This is a genomic window from Streptomyces sp. YKOK-I1, assembly GCF_054660435.1.
In genome coordinates this window covers 8,807,595-8,823,446 of the sequence record NZ_BAAGDR010000001.1, presented here as the reverse complement: position 1 = coordinate 8,823,446, position 15,852 = coordinate 8,807,595, and the positions used below count along the sequence as shown (strand labels likewise).

Annotated in this window: 11 protein-coding genes and 1 pseudogene; 5 read left to right on the top strand and 7 right to left on the bottom strand. The window is 73.8% G+C overall.

All coding sequences use genetic code 11. The features are described from left to right. Positions 1-36: 36 nt before the first annotated feature. Positions 37-1,602 carry a M1 family metallopeptidase gene (locus ACYQ8Q_RS39290; RefSeq protein WP_460071502.1) on the bottom strand — a complete coding sequence of 522 codons (1,566 nt, stop codon included), beginning with the start codon at positions 1,600-1,602 and terminating at the stop codon, positions 37-39. 218 nt (positions 1,603-1,820) lie between these two features. Between ACYQ8Q_RS39290 and ACYQ8Q_RS39285 the strand changes: the two genes are divergently transcribed. Next, positions 1,821-4,040: an NADP-dependent isocitrate dehydrogenase gene (locus ACYQ8Q_RS39285; protein WP_460071500.1), complete on the top strand. Its 2,220-nt coding sequence runs from the start codon at positions 1,821-1,823 to the stop codon at positions 4,038-4,040. A gap of 39 nt (positions 4,041-4,079) precedes the next feature. Continuing rightward, a pseudogene (locus ACYQ8Q_RS39280) lies at positions 4,080-4,715 on the top strand (alpha/beta fold hydrolase); the annotation flags it as partial. A gap of 1 nt (position 4,716) precedes the next feature. Here the strand turns inward: ACYQ8Q_RS39280 and ACYQ8Q_RS39275 are convergent. Beyond that, positions 4,717-5,058, bottom strand: a complete 342-nt coding sequence (locus ACYQ8Q_RS39275; RefSeq protein WP_460071498.1) for a DUF5713 family protein — start codon at positions 5,056-5,058, stop codon at positions 4,717-4,719. A 47-nt stretch (positions 5,059-5,105) separates the two neighbouring features. Here ACYQ8Q_RS39275 and ACYQ8Q_RS39270 point away from each other — a divergent pair, with 47 nt between their 5' ends. Next, positions 5,106-5,900, top strand: a complete 795-nt coding sequence (locus ACYQ8Q_RS39270) for an N-formylglutamate amidohydrolase (protein ID WP_460071497.1) — start codon at positions 5,106-5,108, stop codon at positions 5,898-5,900. A 13-nt stretch (positions 5,901-5,913) separates the two neighbouring features. Here the strand turns inward: ACYQ8Q_RS39270 and ACYQ8Q_RS39265 are convergent, their stop codons facing one another. From ACYQ8Q_RS39265 to ACYQ8Q_RS39255, 3 genes are all read right to left on the bottom strand, one after another. Further along, positions 5,914-6,477 (bottom strand): hypothetical protein, encoded by a 564-nt coding sequence (locus ACYQ8Q_RS39265; protein ID WP_460071496.1) that lies wholly within the window; start codon positions 6,475-6,477, stop codon positions 5,914-5,916. A 5-nt stretch (positions 6,478-6,482) separates the two neighbouring features. After that, positions 6,483-7,058, bottom strand: coding sequence for an RNA polymerase sigma factor (locus ACYQ8Q_RS39260; protein ID WP_358984239.1), 576 nt, complete (start codon positions 7,056-7,058; stop codon positions 6,483-6,485). 82 nt (positions 7,059-7,140) lie between these two features. Further along, the gene (locus ACYQ8Q_RS39255; RefSeq protein ID WP_460071494.1) at positions 7,141-8,553 is read right to left on the bottom strand and encodes a S8/S53 family peptidase; all 1,413 of its coding nucleotides are present in this window, start codon (positions 8,551-8,553) and stop codon (positions 7,141-7,143) included. A gap of 291 nt (positions 8,554-8,844) precedes the next feature. Here ACYQ8Q_RS39255 and ACYQ8Q_RS39250 point away from each other — a divergent pair, with 291 nt between their 5' ends. Continuing rightward, positions 8,845-11,409, top strand: a complete 2,565-nt coding sequence (locus ACYQ8Q_RS39250) for a CHAT domain-containing protein (RefSeq protein WP_460073668.1) — start codon at positions 8,845-8,847, stop codon at positions 11,407-11,409. A 13-nt stretch (positions 11,410-11,422) separates the two neighbouring features. Here the strand turns inward: ACYQ8Q_RS39250 and ACYQ8Q_RS39245 are convergent, their stop codons facing one another. Then, positions 11,423-13,147 (bottom strand): LuxR family transcriptional regulator AbsR2, encoded by a 1,725-nt coding sequence (locus ACYQ8Q_RS39245; RefSeq protein ID WP_460071492.1) that lies wholly within the window; start codon positions 13,145-13,147, stop codon positions 11,423-11,425. Positions 13,148-13,243: 96 nt separating this feature from the next. On the opposite strand from ACYQ8Q_RS39245, the gene absR1 reads away from it, so the two are divergent. Further along, on the top strand, positions 13,244-14,329 hold the full coding sequence (gene absR1, locus ACYQ8Q_RS39240) for a beta-glucuronidase AbsR1 (RefSeq protein ID WP_460071490.1): 1,086 nt from the start codon (positions 13,244-13,246) through the stop codon (positions 14,327-14,329). 142 nt (positions 14,330-14,471) lie between these two features. Here the strand turns inward: absR1 and ACYQ8Q_RS39235 are convergent, their stop codons facing one another. Next, complete coding sequence (locus tag ACYQ8Q_RS39235) at positions 14,472-15,848, bottom strand: NtaA/DmoA family FMN-dependent monooxygenase (protein ID WP_460071488.1); 1,377 nt, start codon at positions 15,846-15,848, stop codon at positions 14,472-14,474. Positions 15,849-15,852: the final 4 nt, after the last annotated feature.

Sequence of the window (15,852 nt, the reverse complement as noted above, 5' to 3'; positions counted from 1 at the left end):
CGCCCCCGAGGGCCGGCCCGCGGGACGGGTCCCGGTTCAGAGCGTCGCCGAGTTCTCGTGCCAACGGGCCCCGGGCGTCCTGCGCGGGGCCGTGAGGGACGGGGTCACCGGGGTGACCGTCCAGTCGGGGTGGCCGGGCATCCTCGGGGTGCTCGTGCCGTACAGCCAGTCCCGCAGGAATCCGGAGACGTCCTGGCCGGAGACCTGGCAGGCGACGGCGATGTAGTCCTCCGTGGACGCGGAGGAGTTGCGGAAGCGGGCCAGGAACGCCCGCTCCACCGCGTGGAAGGCGTCCTCGCCGATCAGCTGCCGCAGGGCGTACAGGACGAGGACGCCGCCCAGGTAGCGCTGGCTGTCGAAGAGGTTGGCCGCGTTCGGCGCGGCGACGGGACCGGAGGTCTGCCGCCACTGGTCGCCGCGCGCGTACGTGTTCTGCATCCGGGCCTCGAACGTGGTCAGGCCCAGGGAGTCCGGCCAGCCGCGCTCGTAGCGGTAGAGCAGTCCGTAGAAGTCGGCGTGGCCCTCGTTGAGCCAGAGGTCGGCCCAGGTGGCCGGCGAGACGCTGTTGCCGAAGTAGGAGTGGACCAGCTCGTGCATCATGTGCGAGCCGATCTTCGGCTCCGCCTGGAGCAGGAAGTTCGGCTTGTACAGGGTGAGGGTCTGGGTCTCCAGGCCGGTGAAGTCGAAGGCGGCCGGGTCGTCGGAGTTGCAGGGCAGCAGCCCGTACGTCTCGAAGGGGTACGCGCCGAGGCGCTGTTCGAGCCACTCCACCAGGCCCGGGGTGAGGGCGAGGGCGGGCTCCAGCGCCTCGGCCCGGGCGGTGGGGACGACATCGCGCAGCGGCAGCCCGTGCGGTCCCTGCCGGTCCTTGACGACGTAGTCGCCGACCGTGATCTGCACCAGCTCGGTGGCGATCGGCGAGCGGGAGCGGTACGTGTACGCGGTCCGGTCGCCGGCCAGGTGCTCGGTGCACACCAGGGCGCCGCTCGCGACGGCCTTCAGGGCGGCCGGGACCGTGATGCGGACGGTGAGGCCGGCCTTGTCCGACGGGTGGTCGTTGCAGGGGAACACGGTGTGCGCCGAGTCGGGCTGCGGGCACAGGGCGAACCCGTCGGCGGTGGGCACCCAGGCGGTGTGCGGGAGCGAGCGGCGCGGGTCGGCCGTGTACCTCACCCGGACGGTGGCCCGGGCGCGGTCGGCGAGCGCGCGGGCCGGTGTGATCCGCAGCTTCTCGTCCGCCTGTTCGAACTCGGCCGTGCGGCCGTCGACGCTCACGGACGCTATGTCCAGGCCGAGGGCGTCCAGGGAGAGACGGGACAGGCACTGGGTGGTGCGGATCTCCAGGGTCGCCGTGGCGTCGACCAGGGCGGTCGTGGCGTCGTAGGAGAGGTCGAGGTGGTAGGAGGTGACGCGGTAGCCGTCGTTGCCGAGGGCCGGGAAGACCGGGTCGCCGAGGGTCTCGGGGGCCGGGGCGGCGGCCGTCCCGGCGCCGTCCGTCCGGCCGTCCGCGGGTGCCGCCTGGGCCGTGCTGCCCCCGACGACGACGGCCGCGGTGCCGATGAGGGCCGCGGCGGGGCCCGTCACTCTGGTGCGATATCTCATGATCCGCTTTCGCTCGGGCGGCCGGATGGTCGGTCCGGCCGGTGGAGGAGGTCGACTCTCTACCCCCTCGACCACCGGATCGGACCGATCGGTTGCCCGTACGGCGGACATCGGACCGAAAAGTGTGAGCGGAGCCCCGGCGGACCCCTGTCGAGCCCGCCCGCGTCACGAGATATCTTGATGTCGAGCAATGTTGCAGACGTGGAGCGGAGCACCCGGTGACTGACTCGACCATCATCTATACGCACACTGACGAGGCCCCGGCCCTGGCGACGTATTCCTTCCTGCCGGTGGTCCAGGCGTACGCCTCGCAGGCGGGTGTCGCCGTGACCACGCGGGACATCTCGCTGGCCGGGCGCATCATCGCCGTGTTCCCGGAGTACCTGACCGAGGACCAGCGCATCCCGGACGCGCTGAGCGAGCTGGGCGAGCTGGCCAAGGCGCCCGAGGCCAACATCATCAAGCTGCCGAACATCTCGGCGTCGATCCCCCAGCTCAAGGCCGCCGTCGCCGAGCTGCAGGCCCAGGGCTACGCGCTGCCGGACTACCCGGACGACCCGAAGACCGACGAGGAGCGGGAGATCCAGGCCCGCTACGACAAGGTCAAGGGCTCCGCCGTGAACCCGGTCCTGCGCGAGGGCAACTCCGACCGCCGCGCCCCCGCCTCGGTCAAGAACTACGCCAAGACCCACCCGCACCGCATGGGCGCCTGGAGCGCCGACTCCCAGACCAACGTGGCGACGATGGGCGAGAACGACTTCCGCTCCACCGAGAAGTCCGTGGTGATCTCCGAGGCCGGTTCGGTCAGGATCGAGCTGGTCGCCGAGGACGGCGCCACCACCGTTCTGCGTGAGTCCGTACCGGTCCTCGCCGGCGAGGTCGTCGACGCGTCCGTGCTGCACGTGGCCGCGCTGCGTGAGTTCCTCACCGCGCAGATCGCCGAGGCCAAGGCCCAGGGCGTGCTGTTCTCGGTGCACCTGAAGGCCACGATGATGAAGGTCTCCGACCCGATCGTCTTCGGCCACGTGGTGCGCGCCTTCTTCCCGAAGACCTTCGCGCAGTACGGCGCGACGCTCGCCGCCGCCGGGCTGTCCCCGAACAACGGTCTGGGCGGCATCCTGGGCGGCCTCGCCGCCCTCCCCGAGGGCGACGCGATCAAGGCCTCCTTCGACGCCGAGCTCGCCGAGGGCCCGGCCCTGGCGATGGTCGACTCCGACAAGGGCATCACCAACCTGCACGTGCCGTCCGACGTCATCGTCGACGCCTCGATGCCGGCCATGATCCGCACCTCGGGCCACATGTGGGGCCCGGACGGCCAGGAGGCCGACACCCTCGCGGTGCTGCCGGACTCCTCGTACTCCGGCGTCTACCAGGCCGTGATCGACGACTGCCGCGCCCACGGCGCCTACGACCCGTCGACCATGGGCTCCGTCCCGAACGTCGGCCTGATGGCGCAGAAGGCCGAGGAGTACGGCTCCCACGACAAGACCTTCGAGATCAAGGCCGCCGGCACGGTCCGCCTGGTCGACCAGGCCGGCACCGTCCTGATCGAGCAGCCGGTCGCCGAGGGCGACATCTTCCGCGCCTGCCAGACCAAGGACGCGCCGATCAAGGACTGGGTGAAGCTCGCCGTCACCCGCGCCCGCGCCACCGGCGACCCGGCCGTCTTCTGGCTGGACGAGACCCGCGCGCACGACGCCAACCTGATCGCCAAGATCAACGCCTACCTGCCGGAGCACGACACCGAGGGCCTGGACATCCGCATCCTCGCCCCGGTCGACGCCACCAAGCTGTCGGTGGAGCGCATCCGCCGCGGCGAGAACACCATCTCGGTGACCGGCAACGTGCTGCGTGACTACCTGACCGACCTCTTCCCCATCCTGGAGCTGGGCACCAGCGCCAAGATGCTGTCGGTCGTCCCGCTGATGGCGGGCGGCGGTCTGTTCGAGACGGGCGCCGGCGGCTCCGCGCCCAAGCACGTCCAGCAGCTGGTCAAGGAGAACTACCTGCGCTGGGACTCCCTCGGTGAGTTCTTCGCGCTCGTGCCGGCCTTCGAGCAGTACGCCACGTCCACCGGCAACGCCCGCGCCCAGGTCCTCGCCGACACCCTCGACCGCGCCACGGCGACCTTCCTCAACGAGGACAAGTCCCCGACCCGTCGCGTCGGCGGCATCGACAACCGCGGCAGCCACTTCTACCTGTCGCTGTACTGGGCGCAGGAGCTGGCGGCGCAGACCGACGACGCGGACCTGGCCAAGGCCTTCGCCCCGCTCGCCGAGACGCTCACCGCGGCCGAGCGGACCATCGTCGACGAACTGAACGCCGTCCAGGGCGAGGGCGCCGACATCGGCGGCTACTACCAGCCCGACCCGGCGAAGGCGGCGGCGGTCATGCGCCCGTCGGCCACCTGGAACGAGGCGCTCGCGTCCCTGAGCTGACGCACCCCGCCCCACCCCGCGCCCCGTCCGGAACTCCCGGGCGGGGCGCGGTATTTGTGGGCCGTGTCCCGCCCGGAGCGGGTCGGCGCCCTGCTGCTGCTCGCCACGACGGCGGCGGCGAGCGCGGAGCAGATCGCCTGGGCGCAGATCCAGACCGGGGCCGTGCGCGCCGACCCGCACTGGCAGGGCGGCGACTACCACGACACCGGTCGCGGCCCCCACGCCGGACTGGGCCTCGCCCGCCGGCTCGCCCATGTCACCTACCGCAGCGAGCCGGAGCTGCGGACCCGCTTCGGCCGTGCGTCCCAGGAGGGGGAGGACCCCCTCCGGGGCGGGCGCTACCAGGTGGGCTCGTATCTCGACCACCACGCGGCCAAGCTGGTACGGCGGTTCGACGCGGCCAGCTATGTGGTGCTGTCCGAGGCGATGAACGCGCATGACGTCGGCCGGGGCCGGGGCGGGGCGCGGGCCGCCCTCGGCCGGGTGACCGCGCCCGCCCTGGTGGCGGGTGTGGACTCCGACCGGCTCTATCCACTCGCCCAGCAGGCCGAGCCGGCGGCCCTGATCCCGTCCGCCGACCGGCTCCGGGTGATCGCGTCGCCGTACGGCCACGACGGGTTCCTGATCGAGACGGACCAGGTGGCGGGGCTGGTGCGGGAGATGCTGGGCCAGTGACTCACCACTCCCGGGTGGCGATCAGTTCCTCCACGTCCGCGTCGGTGAAGCCGTAGGCCCGGGCGACGAACCAGAAGTCGCCGGCTATCTCCTCCCGGGCCACGGTCTCGATCTCGCTGCCCGCCTCCTCGAACTCCGCCTCCAGGGCGTTGAACGCCTCGGTCGCGGCCCGGGTGAGGGCGTAGAGCGCGGAGAGGTCGGCGGGGTGCTCCGCCTCGATGCGCTCGCACAGGGCCAGCAGGATCGCCTTCCCCTTGTCCACGACGTGGTCGGGGAAGTAGCGGTCCCGGTAGAGCCCCTCGAGAAACGGGTGCGCGGTCACGTCCGGGTTGCTGATCGTCATGCTGTGATGGTGCACCACACCACTGACAACGCCCCGGGAGCCGCCCGATGAGCCCTGCCGTGCCCTCCTTCGAGCTCCTCCCCGGAGCCGCCGGCTCGCCGGTGATCCTGCATGTGCCGCACTCGGCGCGGGAGATACCGGCCGGGGTGCGGGCGGACATCGTGCTGGAGGACGCGGCGCTGGAGCGGGAGCTGGACCACATCACCGACGCGTACACCGACCGGATCGCCGGGGAGGCGGCCCGGCTGGCGGAGGTGACGCCCTGGCGGTTCGTCAACCGGCTGTCGCGGCTGGTCGTCGATCCGGAGCGGTTCCCGGACGAGCGGGAGGAGATGCGGGCCGTGGGGATGGGCGCCGTGTACACGCGGACCACGCACGGGGAGGTGCTCCGGGGCGACGGCCACGACCCGGGGCCGCTGGTCGAGCGGTACTTCCTGCCGTACGCCGCCGCCATGACCCGGGCGGTGCGGGAGCGGCTCGCGGCGGTCGGGCGGGCCGTCGTGGTCGACGTGCACTCGTATCCGGCGGAGCGGCTGCCGTACGAGCTGCACGGCGCGGGGCCGCGTCCGCCGGTCTGTCTGGGCACGGACGCCTTCCACACCCCGCCGGAGCTGCTCGCCGCCGCACGGACCGCGTTCGCGGTGGTCGGGGAGACCGGGCTGGACAGCCCGTTCGCCGGGACGTACGTCCCGCTGGAGCACTACGGGCGGGAACCGGCGGTGTCCGCGCTGATGGTGGAGATCCGGCGGGACACCTACATGAGCGAGCCGGGCGGGCCGGCCGGGGCGGGACTGCCCCGGCTGGCCTCGGCCCTCGCGGCCCTGGTGGACGCCGTGTCCTGAGGGCCGCCCGCGCTCAGGCCCGCATCCACTCGGTGACGACCACCTCGCCGCCGGTCCGCAGCCGCAGGGCGAACGGGCCGGTGGGCGGGGTGGGGGAGGCGAAGCGGCCCATGGCGTCGGCGGTGAGCGCGGCCCCCGCGCGCGGGCCGTGCAGGACCTCGACCGAGGCGGACTGGGGCGGCAGCAGCTGCCCCAGCAGTCCGTCCTCGGACACCTCCACGTCGACCGTGAGCCCACCGCTGTGGAAGGTCAGCATCCGCGGCACGTCCTCGGCTCCCCTGACGGGGATCGCGTCGGTCAGCGAGTCGAAGGTCAGCTCGGCGATCCGGGCGTCCAGGTCGTGCAGCGCGTACGCCTCGACGGCGATCCGGCACAGCTCCGCCGGGACCGGATCGAGGATGGCGACGGCCTGCCGGAGCTCCTCCTCCAGGCTCGCGAGGTCGAACTCGTCGTCCTCGAAACCGTCCTCGAAGCCGTCGTTCAACCCGTCGTCGAACCCGTCGTCTCCCCTGCCGTCGAAGCCGTTCAGGTCCCCGTTCAGGTCGCCGTTCCGGTCGCCGTTCAGGTCGCCGCTCATGCCGTTCACAGTGCTCCCCGTGCGTCGAGTCGGGCCCGCAGACGGCGCAGACATCGTTGGCGCATCGGTCCGATGCTGCCGACGGCGATGCCGAGCGCGGTCGACACCTCCTGGTAGCTGGGCGGCGGCGAGGAGACCAGCACCCGCAGCAACTGCCGGCAGCGGTCGCCGAGCGCCTCGAGCTCCTGCCACAGGAAGCGGACGCGCTCGCTCTGCGCGGCCGCCTCCTCCGAGTCGAGGACCGACTGCTCGGGCGTCGGTGCCTCGCTGGCGCGGTCGAGCAGCTGGGGATCGTCGGTCGGTGTCAGCCGCCTTAAGCTCTTGAGCACCTTCAGGCACTCGTTGCGCGCGGTGCTCGCGATCCACGAGCCCGCCTTCTCCGGTTCGCGGATCCGGCCGAGGTGCTGGGCGAAGCGGAACCACACGGTCTGGTAGACCTCGTGTCCGTCGGCCTCGGAGAGCCGGTGTGCGCGCACCACCGACCACACCAGCGGACTCAGCCCTTCCACGAGCGCCTTCCAGGCCGCCGTTTCACCGTCGACGGCCGACCGGACGAGCGCGCCGACATCTGTACGGTCCACGGCCCCACCCCTCGTGTACGGCCTGTCATCGTACGCCGTGACGGGTGCTCCTTCGGACCTCATGGGGTTCCCGCCCGCACGCTCAGGACGGGCCGACCGGGGCCGGACGCCAGCCGATCGGGCGCAGCGCCGGGACATGCGCTCCGCGCACCTCGGCGAACTCGGTGTTCTTCTCGAGCAGTTGACGGGCGGCGGCACGGGGATCGGTCTCCTTGTTCACGGTCATGTGGGCGGCGACGAGCCCGGCGACCAGGGGGGTGGCGAAAGAGGTCCCGCTCCAGGAGGCGAGCCCCTCGAACATCACCTGGTCCGGCTTGCCCGAGCCGTCGCTGAGCACACCGGTGTGGCGTGGGGAGCGGCAGGTGCAGGCGTAGCCGAAGCCGTAGCGGCAGCTGTCGTAGGTGGAGTGCTGGTAGACGTACGGGACGGGTGCGGCGAAGCCGGTGAGGGCGCCGGTGAGACGCTCGCCAGGGGCGTAGACCCGGACCCAGGGGCCGTGGTTGCTGAAGCAGGCGCCGAACTCGCCGTCGGCGCGCAGCGCGCCGACCGAGAGCACGGCGTCGGCGTACTCGGGCAGGGAGCCGTAGGCAGCCGGCCAGAAGGGGGTGGCGCTGGCGTTGTTGCCGGCGGCCGCGACCAGCAGGGTGCGCTGTGCGCTCAGGGCCCGCAGGAACGCGTCGAGGCCGAGGAGGCCGTCGACCCGGCCGTTGGAGGTGCCGGCGGAGAGGCTGAGGATGTCCGGCCAGCCGCCCTGTTCCACGGCGTCGAAGAGCTTCTCGCCGAACTCGTCCTCGAGGATGGCGCCGCAGTCGTTGAGCGTGTTCCGCACGGTGACGTCGGTGTTGGGCGCGACGGCCGCGACCAGTCCGGCGATGAACGTGCCGTGGCCGACGTACTGCTGGAGGACGCCGTCGTCGTCGGTCTCGCGGATCTGCAGGTCGCCGTCGGTGTGGGCGAGCGGCGGGTAGGAGCGGTAGTCGTGCATCAGGCCGGTGTCGATCACCAGGACGCCTACGGCGGAGTCCGGGTCGTGACGGCCGTCGGACGGGGCGGGGTTGGGCAGGCCGGTGGCCGGGGCGGGCACGGGCTCGTCGCCGGGGCAGGCGTTGACGGAGATCGACACCACGTGGTTGCGGCTGACGAGGCGGCGTCCGGTACGGGCCTCCGCCTCGCGCAGGGCGCGCACGGCGCCGGCGACGGCGTGGTCGGCGGTGCGGTCGCCCTGGCCGGGGTCGCCGACCCGGATGCGGGTGATGCCGGAGCGGTTGGTACGCGGTCCCGCGCGCCGGACGTCGTCGGCGGTCAGGCCGGCCGTCGCGGTGAAGTGGGCGCGGACGGTGTCCTCGACGACCCGTGCCTCCTCGCCGTCGCGGGCGAGCACGACGCCCTTCTCGTAGATGAACTCGGCGGAGTCGTCGGGTCCCATCGCGAGCGGTACGCCGGGCAGCGCGCGCTGGATCTGGTCGAACTGTTCGTGGAATCGCCGTGGTGCCATGCCGTGTCCTCCCCCTGGCCGGTGTGTCGTCAGTCTGATCCGCGAGGCGGTCCGCTGATACAGGTGGTGCGACGGCGGGGACGGTGGTGCGGTTGCGGAACGAGGTGGCGTACTTGTGTGCGTACGCCCCCTGCCTCGCCCCCTGTTCCCGCCCTGCCTCGCCGCCCTGCCCGGCCGCCCTGCCCCGCCGATACCGGCCGATACGGCTCCCGACCGGTGTGGCCTGCCGTGCGGAGCACTACCATCCGTGGAGTGACAGCGGGAAACGACCCGGTTCTCGAACTGCTGCCGATGGTGTTCGCCGCCCCCAACGACGCGTTGTCGCGGGCGAAGGGGGTGCTCGACACCGATCCGACGCCGTTGCGCGCCTCGGTCGCGCATCAGGTGATCGGTATCTGGCAGCGCGACTGGGGCGACATGCGGCTCGCCCTGGACCATCTGCGGCGCGCCCGTGACCTGGCGGCACGCGCGGACTCCGCGGAGCGCGAGGCGGACGTACTGGCCACGCTCGGGGTGGCGCTGGTGCACGCCGGCCGCACCCGGCAGGGCCTGACGGCCTTCGAGCGGGGGATCGCGCGCGGGAGCGGCCACACCCGCGCGCGCGTGCTGTACCGGCGGGCCTACTCGTGGTGGGTGCTCGGGCACCACCCGGAGGCGCTGGAGGACGTACGGCGGGCGATCCCGGTGCTGCGGCAGGCGGACGACGTGATCTGGACGGCGCGTGCGCTGACCCTGCGCGCCACCGTGCACCTCGCGCTCGGGTCGGTGGAACGGGCGGAGGCGGACTTCACGGCGGCCGAGGCGCTGTGGGACACCACCGGCCAGGAGCACGACAAGGCGGACGCGGTGGAGAGCCGGGGCCTGGCCGCGTTCCGCTCCGGGGACGTCCCGGCGGCACTGCGGCTCCTCGACGAGGCCGGGGAGCGGTACGCCAAGCTCGGCACCCCCACCTTCATGCTCAACATCCGCCGCTGCGAGGTGCTGATGGCCGCCGGGCTGGCGCCGGAGGCCCTCGCCGAGGCGGACGCGGCCATAGCGGTCCTGGACGGCATCGGCGGCCAGTCCACCCGCAAGGCGGAACTGCTGCTGGCCGCCGCCAGGGCCGCCCGGCTGGCGGGCGATCCGGGGACGGCGATCGCGCGGGCGGCGGTGGCGGTGCGGCTGTTCGCCGGGCAGCGGCGCACCTGGTGGGAGGCGCACGCCCAACTCGTCCTGATCGACGCGCGGGTGGCGGCCGGGCGCGGTTCGGGACGGCTGGTCGCCGACACGGTCAGGGTGGCGGAGCGGCTGTCCTCGTTCGGGGCGCCGGCCGCGCCGGAGGCCTGGCTGCTGGCGGGCCGGATCGCGCTCGGCCTGGACTGGTCGGCGGACGCCGAACGCTATCTGGAGGTCGCCGCGCGCAGCCGGCGCAGCGGGCCGCCGCTGGCGCGGATGACGGGCTGGGCGGCCCAGGCGCTGTGGGCCCGGGCCACCGGCTCGGACCGGGGGGTGCTGGAGGCCTGCCGACGCGGCCTCGCCGTCCTCGACGACCACCGGACGACGCTGGGCGCCTCCGAGTTGCGGGCCCGGGCGACCGCGCAGGGGGCCGAACTGGCCGCGCTGGCCCAGCAGGTGAGCCTGGAGCGGGGCGGGCCCCGCCGGCTGCTGGAGTGGAGCGAGCGCTGGCGGGCCACGGCCCTGTCCACCCCGCCGACCCGGCCGCCCGCCGACCCGGCGCTGCTGAGCGGGCTGACCGCGTTCCGGGTGATCGCGGCGCGCGCGGAGGAGGCCCGGATGGACGGGCGTCCGGTGCCCGCCCTGGAGCGGGAGCAGCGGCGGCTGGAGCGGGAGATCCGCTCCCGCACCCTGCACATCCGCGGTCACGCGCCGGGAAACGGCGGCCGGTTCGACACGGGCCGGCTCCTGGACCGGCTCGGCGACGGGCACCTCGTCGAACTCGCCGTACTGGACGGGCGGGTGCAGGTGCTGCTGTGCGGCGGGGGGCGGGTACGACGGTTCACCGGCGGGCTGCTGGCGGAGGCGGAGCGCGAGGCCGAGTACGTGCAGTCGGCGCTGCGCCGGCTGGCCCACCCGGGCGGGGAGGCGCGGCTGCCGCTGGCCGAGACGGCGGGGCGGCGGCTGGAGGAGCTGCTGCTGGGCGAGGCGGCTCGGCGGCTCGGCACGGGGCCGCTGGTGGTGGTGCCCCCGGCGCGGCTGCACCGGGTCCCGTGGGCGCTGCTGCCCTCGTTGCGCGAGCGGGTGGTGAGCGTGTCGCCGTCGGCGAGCGCCTGGCTGCGGGCCCGGGACACCGAGCCGCCGCCGGGCGGCCGGCAGGTCCTGGTGCGCGGCCCGGGGCTGGCGACCGGGGGCGCCGAGGTGCCGGAGGTGGCCGGGCGGTACGGCAGGCCGACGGTGCTGGAACAGGCCGACGCGCACGGCAACCGGGTGCTGCGGGAACTGGACGGGGCCGCGCTGGCGCACATCGCCGCGCACGGCACCTTCCGTGCCGACAGCCCGATGTTCTCGGCGCTGCGGATGGCCGACGGGCCGCTGATCGTCCATGACTTCGAGCGGCTCGCCCGCAGCCCGTACCGGATCATCCTCTCCAGCTGTGACACCGCCCGGCTGGCCTCGGTGGGCGCCGACGAACTCCTCGGTCTGGTGGCCGCGTTGCTGCCGCTGGGCACGGCGGGCGTGGTGGCGAGCAGCGCTCCGGTGAACGACGCGGCGGTGGTGCCGCTGATGCTGGCGCTGCACAAGGGTCTCAGTGACGGCGCCTCTCTCGCGGAGGCGCTGCGCGACGCACGGGCCGCGCTGCCGGGGGACGCGCTGCACCAGGCGACGGGGTGGGCGTTCACGGCGTTCGGCGCGGCGTGAACGCCCGTAACTGCTAGGCAGGTTGCTCCATCAGGCAGGGCAGGGCCGCCCGGTCGCCGGCGCCGAGGCGGGTGTAGGCGCCGTAGAGGTGGTTGCCGACCGTACGGACGGACAGGGTGAGCCGCTCGGCGATCTGACGGTTGCTCAGTCCGGCGGCGGCGAGGGTGACGATCTGCCGTTGCCGGGCGGTGAGTTCGCCCAGGGCGGGTCCGGACAGGGCCGGGGTGTGCGCGCCCGGGCAGCGGCGGGCCAGGGCGACGGCCCGGGTGCGGGCGGTGCGGGCGGCCGTGGGGTCGCGGTGGACCCGTACCGCCTGGGCGTGCGCCTCCGCCGCGAACAGCAGGAACCCGCGCTCCGCCAGGTCCTCGGCGACCCGGTCCAGGGCGGGACCGTCGGCGTCGGCGAGGGCCCGGGCGTGCCGGGCGAAGACGCTGCCGGGCGGGAGGAGCCCGAGGGCTTCCTCCGGTGTGCCGAGGCGTACGGCGGTGTAGGGGTCGCCGTCGCGGACCACCTCCGCCCGGCCCGACTCGGCCGCCGCCAGGTCGAGTTCCCGCAGGCACACCGCGTCCTGCGGCGCGCCCGCGAGGCCCTCCCGCGCCCAGGCCGCGGCCTCGTGGGGCTGTCCGCGCAGGCGTGCGTGGCGGGCGCGGACGGCGGCGTACCCGGGCGGGACGGTCTCCCCTTCGGCGACCAGCCACTCCCCCACCGGGGCCCGTCCGGCGCGGACGTCGGCGCGGTCGATGCCGTGGGCCAGGGCGGCCGCCTCCGCGTCGAGGGCGTCGTCCAGGGGCCGGCGGCCGGCGGTCAGGCGCCGTGCGCGCAGCCGGCCGGCGGCGGCCCGCAGCACGGGACCGTGGAGGGGGTCGGCGAGGCGTACGGTCGCGGGCTCGCCGTCGTCCGCCTCGATCAGGCCGTCCGCCTCCAGGCGTTCGAGGACCCCCAGGTCGAGGGCGTCCGCGGGCAGCGGCAGGGGTTCGGCGAAGGCGAGCCGGTCGAGGGTCTCGCGTTCCTGTGGACAGGGGCGGGCGAGGACGGGGGCGGCGCGTTCGCGGAGGGTGGGGGTGAGCGGGACCGGGCCGCGCCAGGCCGGCTCCTCGGTGCCGGGCGCCGGGGTGAGCAGGCCCTCGTCGCGTACGGCGGCCAGGAGGTCGCGCAGCAGGCGCAGATCGCCCCGGCACAGACGGTGCAGCCGGCCGACGGTGAGGGGGGCGAGGGGGCCGCCCGCGTCGGCCGTGAGCACCTGGGCGACATCCTCGGCGGGGAGGGGCTCGAGGACCAGCCGCGGCAGCAGTTCGCCGGTCCACAGCCGGGTGACGGCGTCCGGCGCGCGGACACCGTCGGTGACGACGACCAGCAGCCGGGTGCGGCCCCGGACGGCGAGCTGGTGCAGCAGCGCGGCGGAGGCGTCGTCGAGCAGATGCGCGTCGTCGACCAGCAGCAGCTTGATGCCGGACAGGAGCCGGACGGCCCGGTGGAGGGTGACGCGCTCGGGGAGCAGGTGGGCGAACGCGGCGAAGGCGGTGCCCCGGGCGCCGGGGGTGCCGGCGACACGGGCGCAGTCGGTGGTGCGGACCGCCTCGGCCGCCAGCCGGGTGCGGCCGCAGCCCGCAGGTCCCGTCAGCACGATGCCCGGCCGGCCCGCCGCCAGCGCGCGGCGCACCAGCTCCCGCTCCTCCTCCCGTCCGGTGAACGGCAACGGCAGGCGCAGGGCCCCGGCATGCGTCTCGATCGTCGTCACGTCATCAGGAGCCCGGATGCTCAGGTCTGATACAGGGCGACTTGAGTAGCCCCCGACTCAGGCGTCCGGCCCGGCCGTCACGGCACGCTGGTGCCCATGACCGCCCGCTACTGCTCGCTCGCGCAGCAGCCGGTCCCCGCCTTCGCGCCGGGGCTGGCCGCCGAGCGGCTGGGCGCGCTCCTGAGCGGGCGCCGGATGTGGGTCAACGGCACGGTCCTGCACTACCACTTCCTCGCCGACGAGGGCGATGCCTCGGTGATCCCGGTGCCGGGGGCGGGGGGCACCCGGCGGGTGTCGTGGGTCGGCGGCGAGGACCAGCGGGACGTGGTGCGCGACTGCTTCCGCGAGTGGGCCGGGCTGGGGATCGGGGTGTCGTTCGCCGAGGTCGCGGACCGTTCGGATGCGGAACTGCGCATCGGCTTCCAGCAGGGGGACGGGTCCTGGTCGGCGGTGGGCCGGGACGCGCTGTTCGCGGGGCTCAACGAGCGGACCATGAACTTCGGCTGGGATCTGACCGCTCCCGGGGAGCGGGCGACGGCCCTGCACGAGATCGGGCACGCGCTCGGCATGCAGCACGAGCACCAGAGCCCGTTCGCCGGCATCCACTGGGACGACGAGGCGGTCTACGCCGATCTGGCGGGTCCGCCGAACCACTGGAGCCGGGACCGCACGTTCTTCAACGTCCTGCGCAAGCTGGATCCGGCCGAGGTCAACGGCTCGGTGTGGGATCCGCAGTCCGTGATGGAGTACCCCTTCGCGGCGGGGCTGATCCTGGAGCCGGAGCAGTTCCGGGGCGGGGTCCACCCGCCGGGGGCGCTCTCCCCGCTGGACAAGGAGTTCGTGCTGCGCTGGTACCCGCCGCCGGACGCGCCGCGACCGCCGTCACTGGTGCCGTTCCGCTCCGTGGCGCTGTCGCTGGGGACCGGCGAGCAGGCCGACTTCACCGTGGAGCCGCGGGAGACCCGCGCGTACACGGTGGGCACCTTCGGGGAGGGCGACGCGGTCGTGGTGGTCTTCGAGGAACGGGACGGCGAACCCCGCTTCCTCGCCGGCCGGGACGACGGCGGCACCCCGCGCAACGCCACGATCAGGGCCCGGCTCGTCAAGGGCCGCCGCTACTTCGTCCGGGTCCGCCTGTACTCCGGCTGGGGTTCGGGCGAGACGGCGGTCATGTGCTGGTGAGCGGCACGGGACCGCGTACAGACCACTGTCCGGCGCCGGGGGAAGGGCCGGGGACGACGTCTCCTTCGGGGGAGGGAGACGTCGTCCCCGGCCGCGCCCGGACGGTGTGATCATGAGGCCACGCTGGTGATGGCGAGGACCTTCACGACGCGGCCCGTTCCCCGGCCGCCTCGTCGTCCGGGTGCGCGAGGCCGAGGTGGTCGCGCAGGGTGGTGCCCTCGTACTCGGTGCGGAAGACGCCCTTCTCCTGGAGCAGCGGGACGACCTTGTCGGCGAACTCGTCGAGGCCGGTGGGGGTGATGTGCGGGACGAGGATGAAACCGTCGGCGGCGTCCGCCTGGACGTACGCGTCGATGGTCCGGGCGACGGTCTCGGGCGTCCCGACGAAGTTCTGCCGGTTGCCGGTCTCGATGACCAGGTCGCGGATGGACCAGTTGTGGGCCTCGGCCAGCTCACGCCACTCGCGGGCGACGGCCAGCGGGTCCCGGTACATGCGGACCTGGGCGCGGCCCCGGGAGATGTGCTCCTCGCCGACCACCGGGTCGACGTCGGGGAGGGGGCCTTCGGGGTCGTACGAGGAGAGGTCCCGGTTCCAGACGAACTCCAGGTGCTTGAGGGCGGTGGCGCCGCTGACCTGGCGGCGGCGCACGTCCTTGGCGATCTCCTGGGCCTCGGCGTCGGTGTCGCCGAGGACGAAGCTGGCGGCGGGCAGGATCAGCAGCTGGTCGGAGCGGCGGCCGTACTGGGCGAGGCGGGACTTGACGTCGGCGTAGAACGCCTGGCCGGCGTCGAGCTGCGCGTACCGGCTGAAGATCGCGTCGGCGCTCGACGCGGCGAACTCGCGGCCCTCGTCGGAGTCGCCGGCCTGGAAGATCACCGGGCGGCCCTGGGGGCCGCGCGGCACGTTGAAGCGGCCGTGGATGTCGAAGTGGTGGCCCTCGTGGACGAAGGCGCCGGCCTTGGCATCGCTCAGGAAGGTGCCGGTGACCTGGTCGGCGACGATCTCGTCGCCCTGCCAGGAGTCGAAGAGTTCGGTGGCCGTGGCGAGGAACTCCTTGGCGCGGGAGTAGCGCTCGTCCTGCGGGAGGAAGCCGCCGCGCCGGAAGTTCTCGCCGGTGAAGGCGTCCCAGGAGGTGACCACGTTCCACGCGGCGCGGCCGGCGGAGAGGTGGTCGAGGCTGGCGAACTGGCGGGCGACCTCGTAGGGCTCGTTGAAGGTGGAGTTGATGGTGCCGGTCAGGCCGAGGCGGTCGGTGACGGCGGCGAGCGCGGCGAGGACGGTGAAGGTGTCGGGGCGGCCGACCACGTCCAGGTCGTAGATGCTGCCGCCCTGTTCGCGCAGCCGCAGGCCCTCGGCGAGGAAGAGGAAGTCGAACCTGGCGCGTTCGGCGGTGCGCGCGAAGTGGGCGAAGGAGCTGAACTCGATGTGGCTGCCGGCCTTCGGGTCGCTCCACACGGTGGTGTTGTTGACGCCGGGGAAGTGGGCGGCCAGATGGATCTGCTTCAGGGGCTTGCTCATGGTG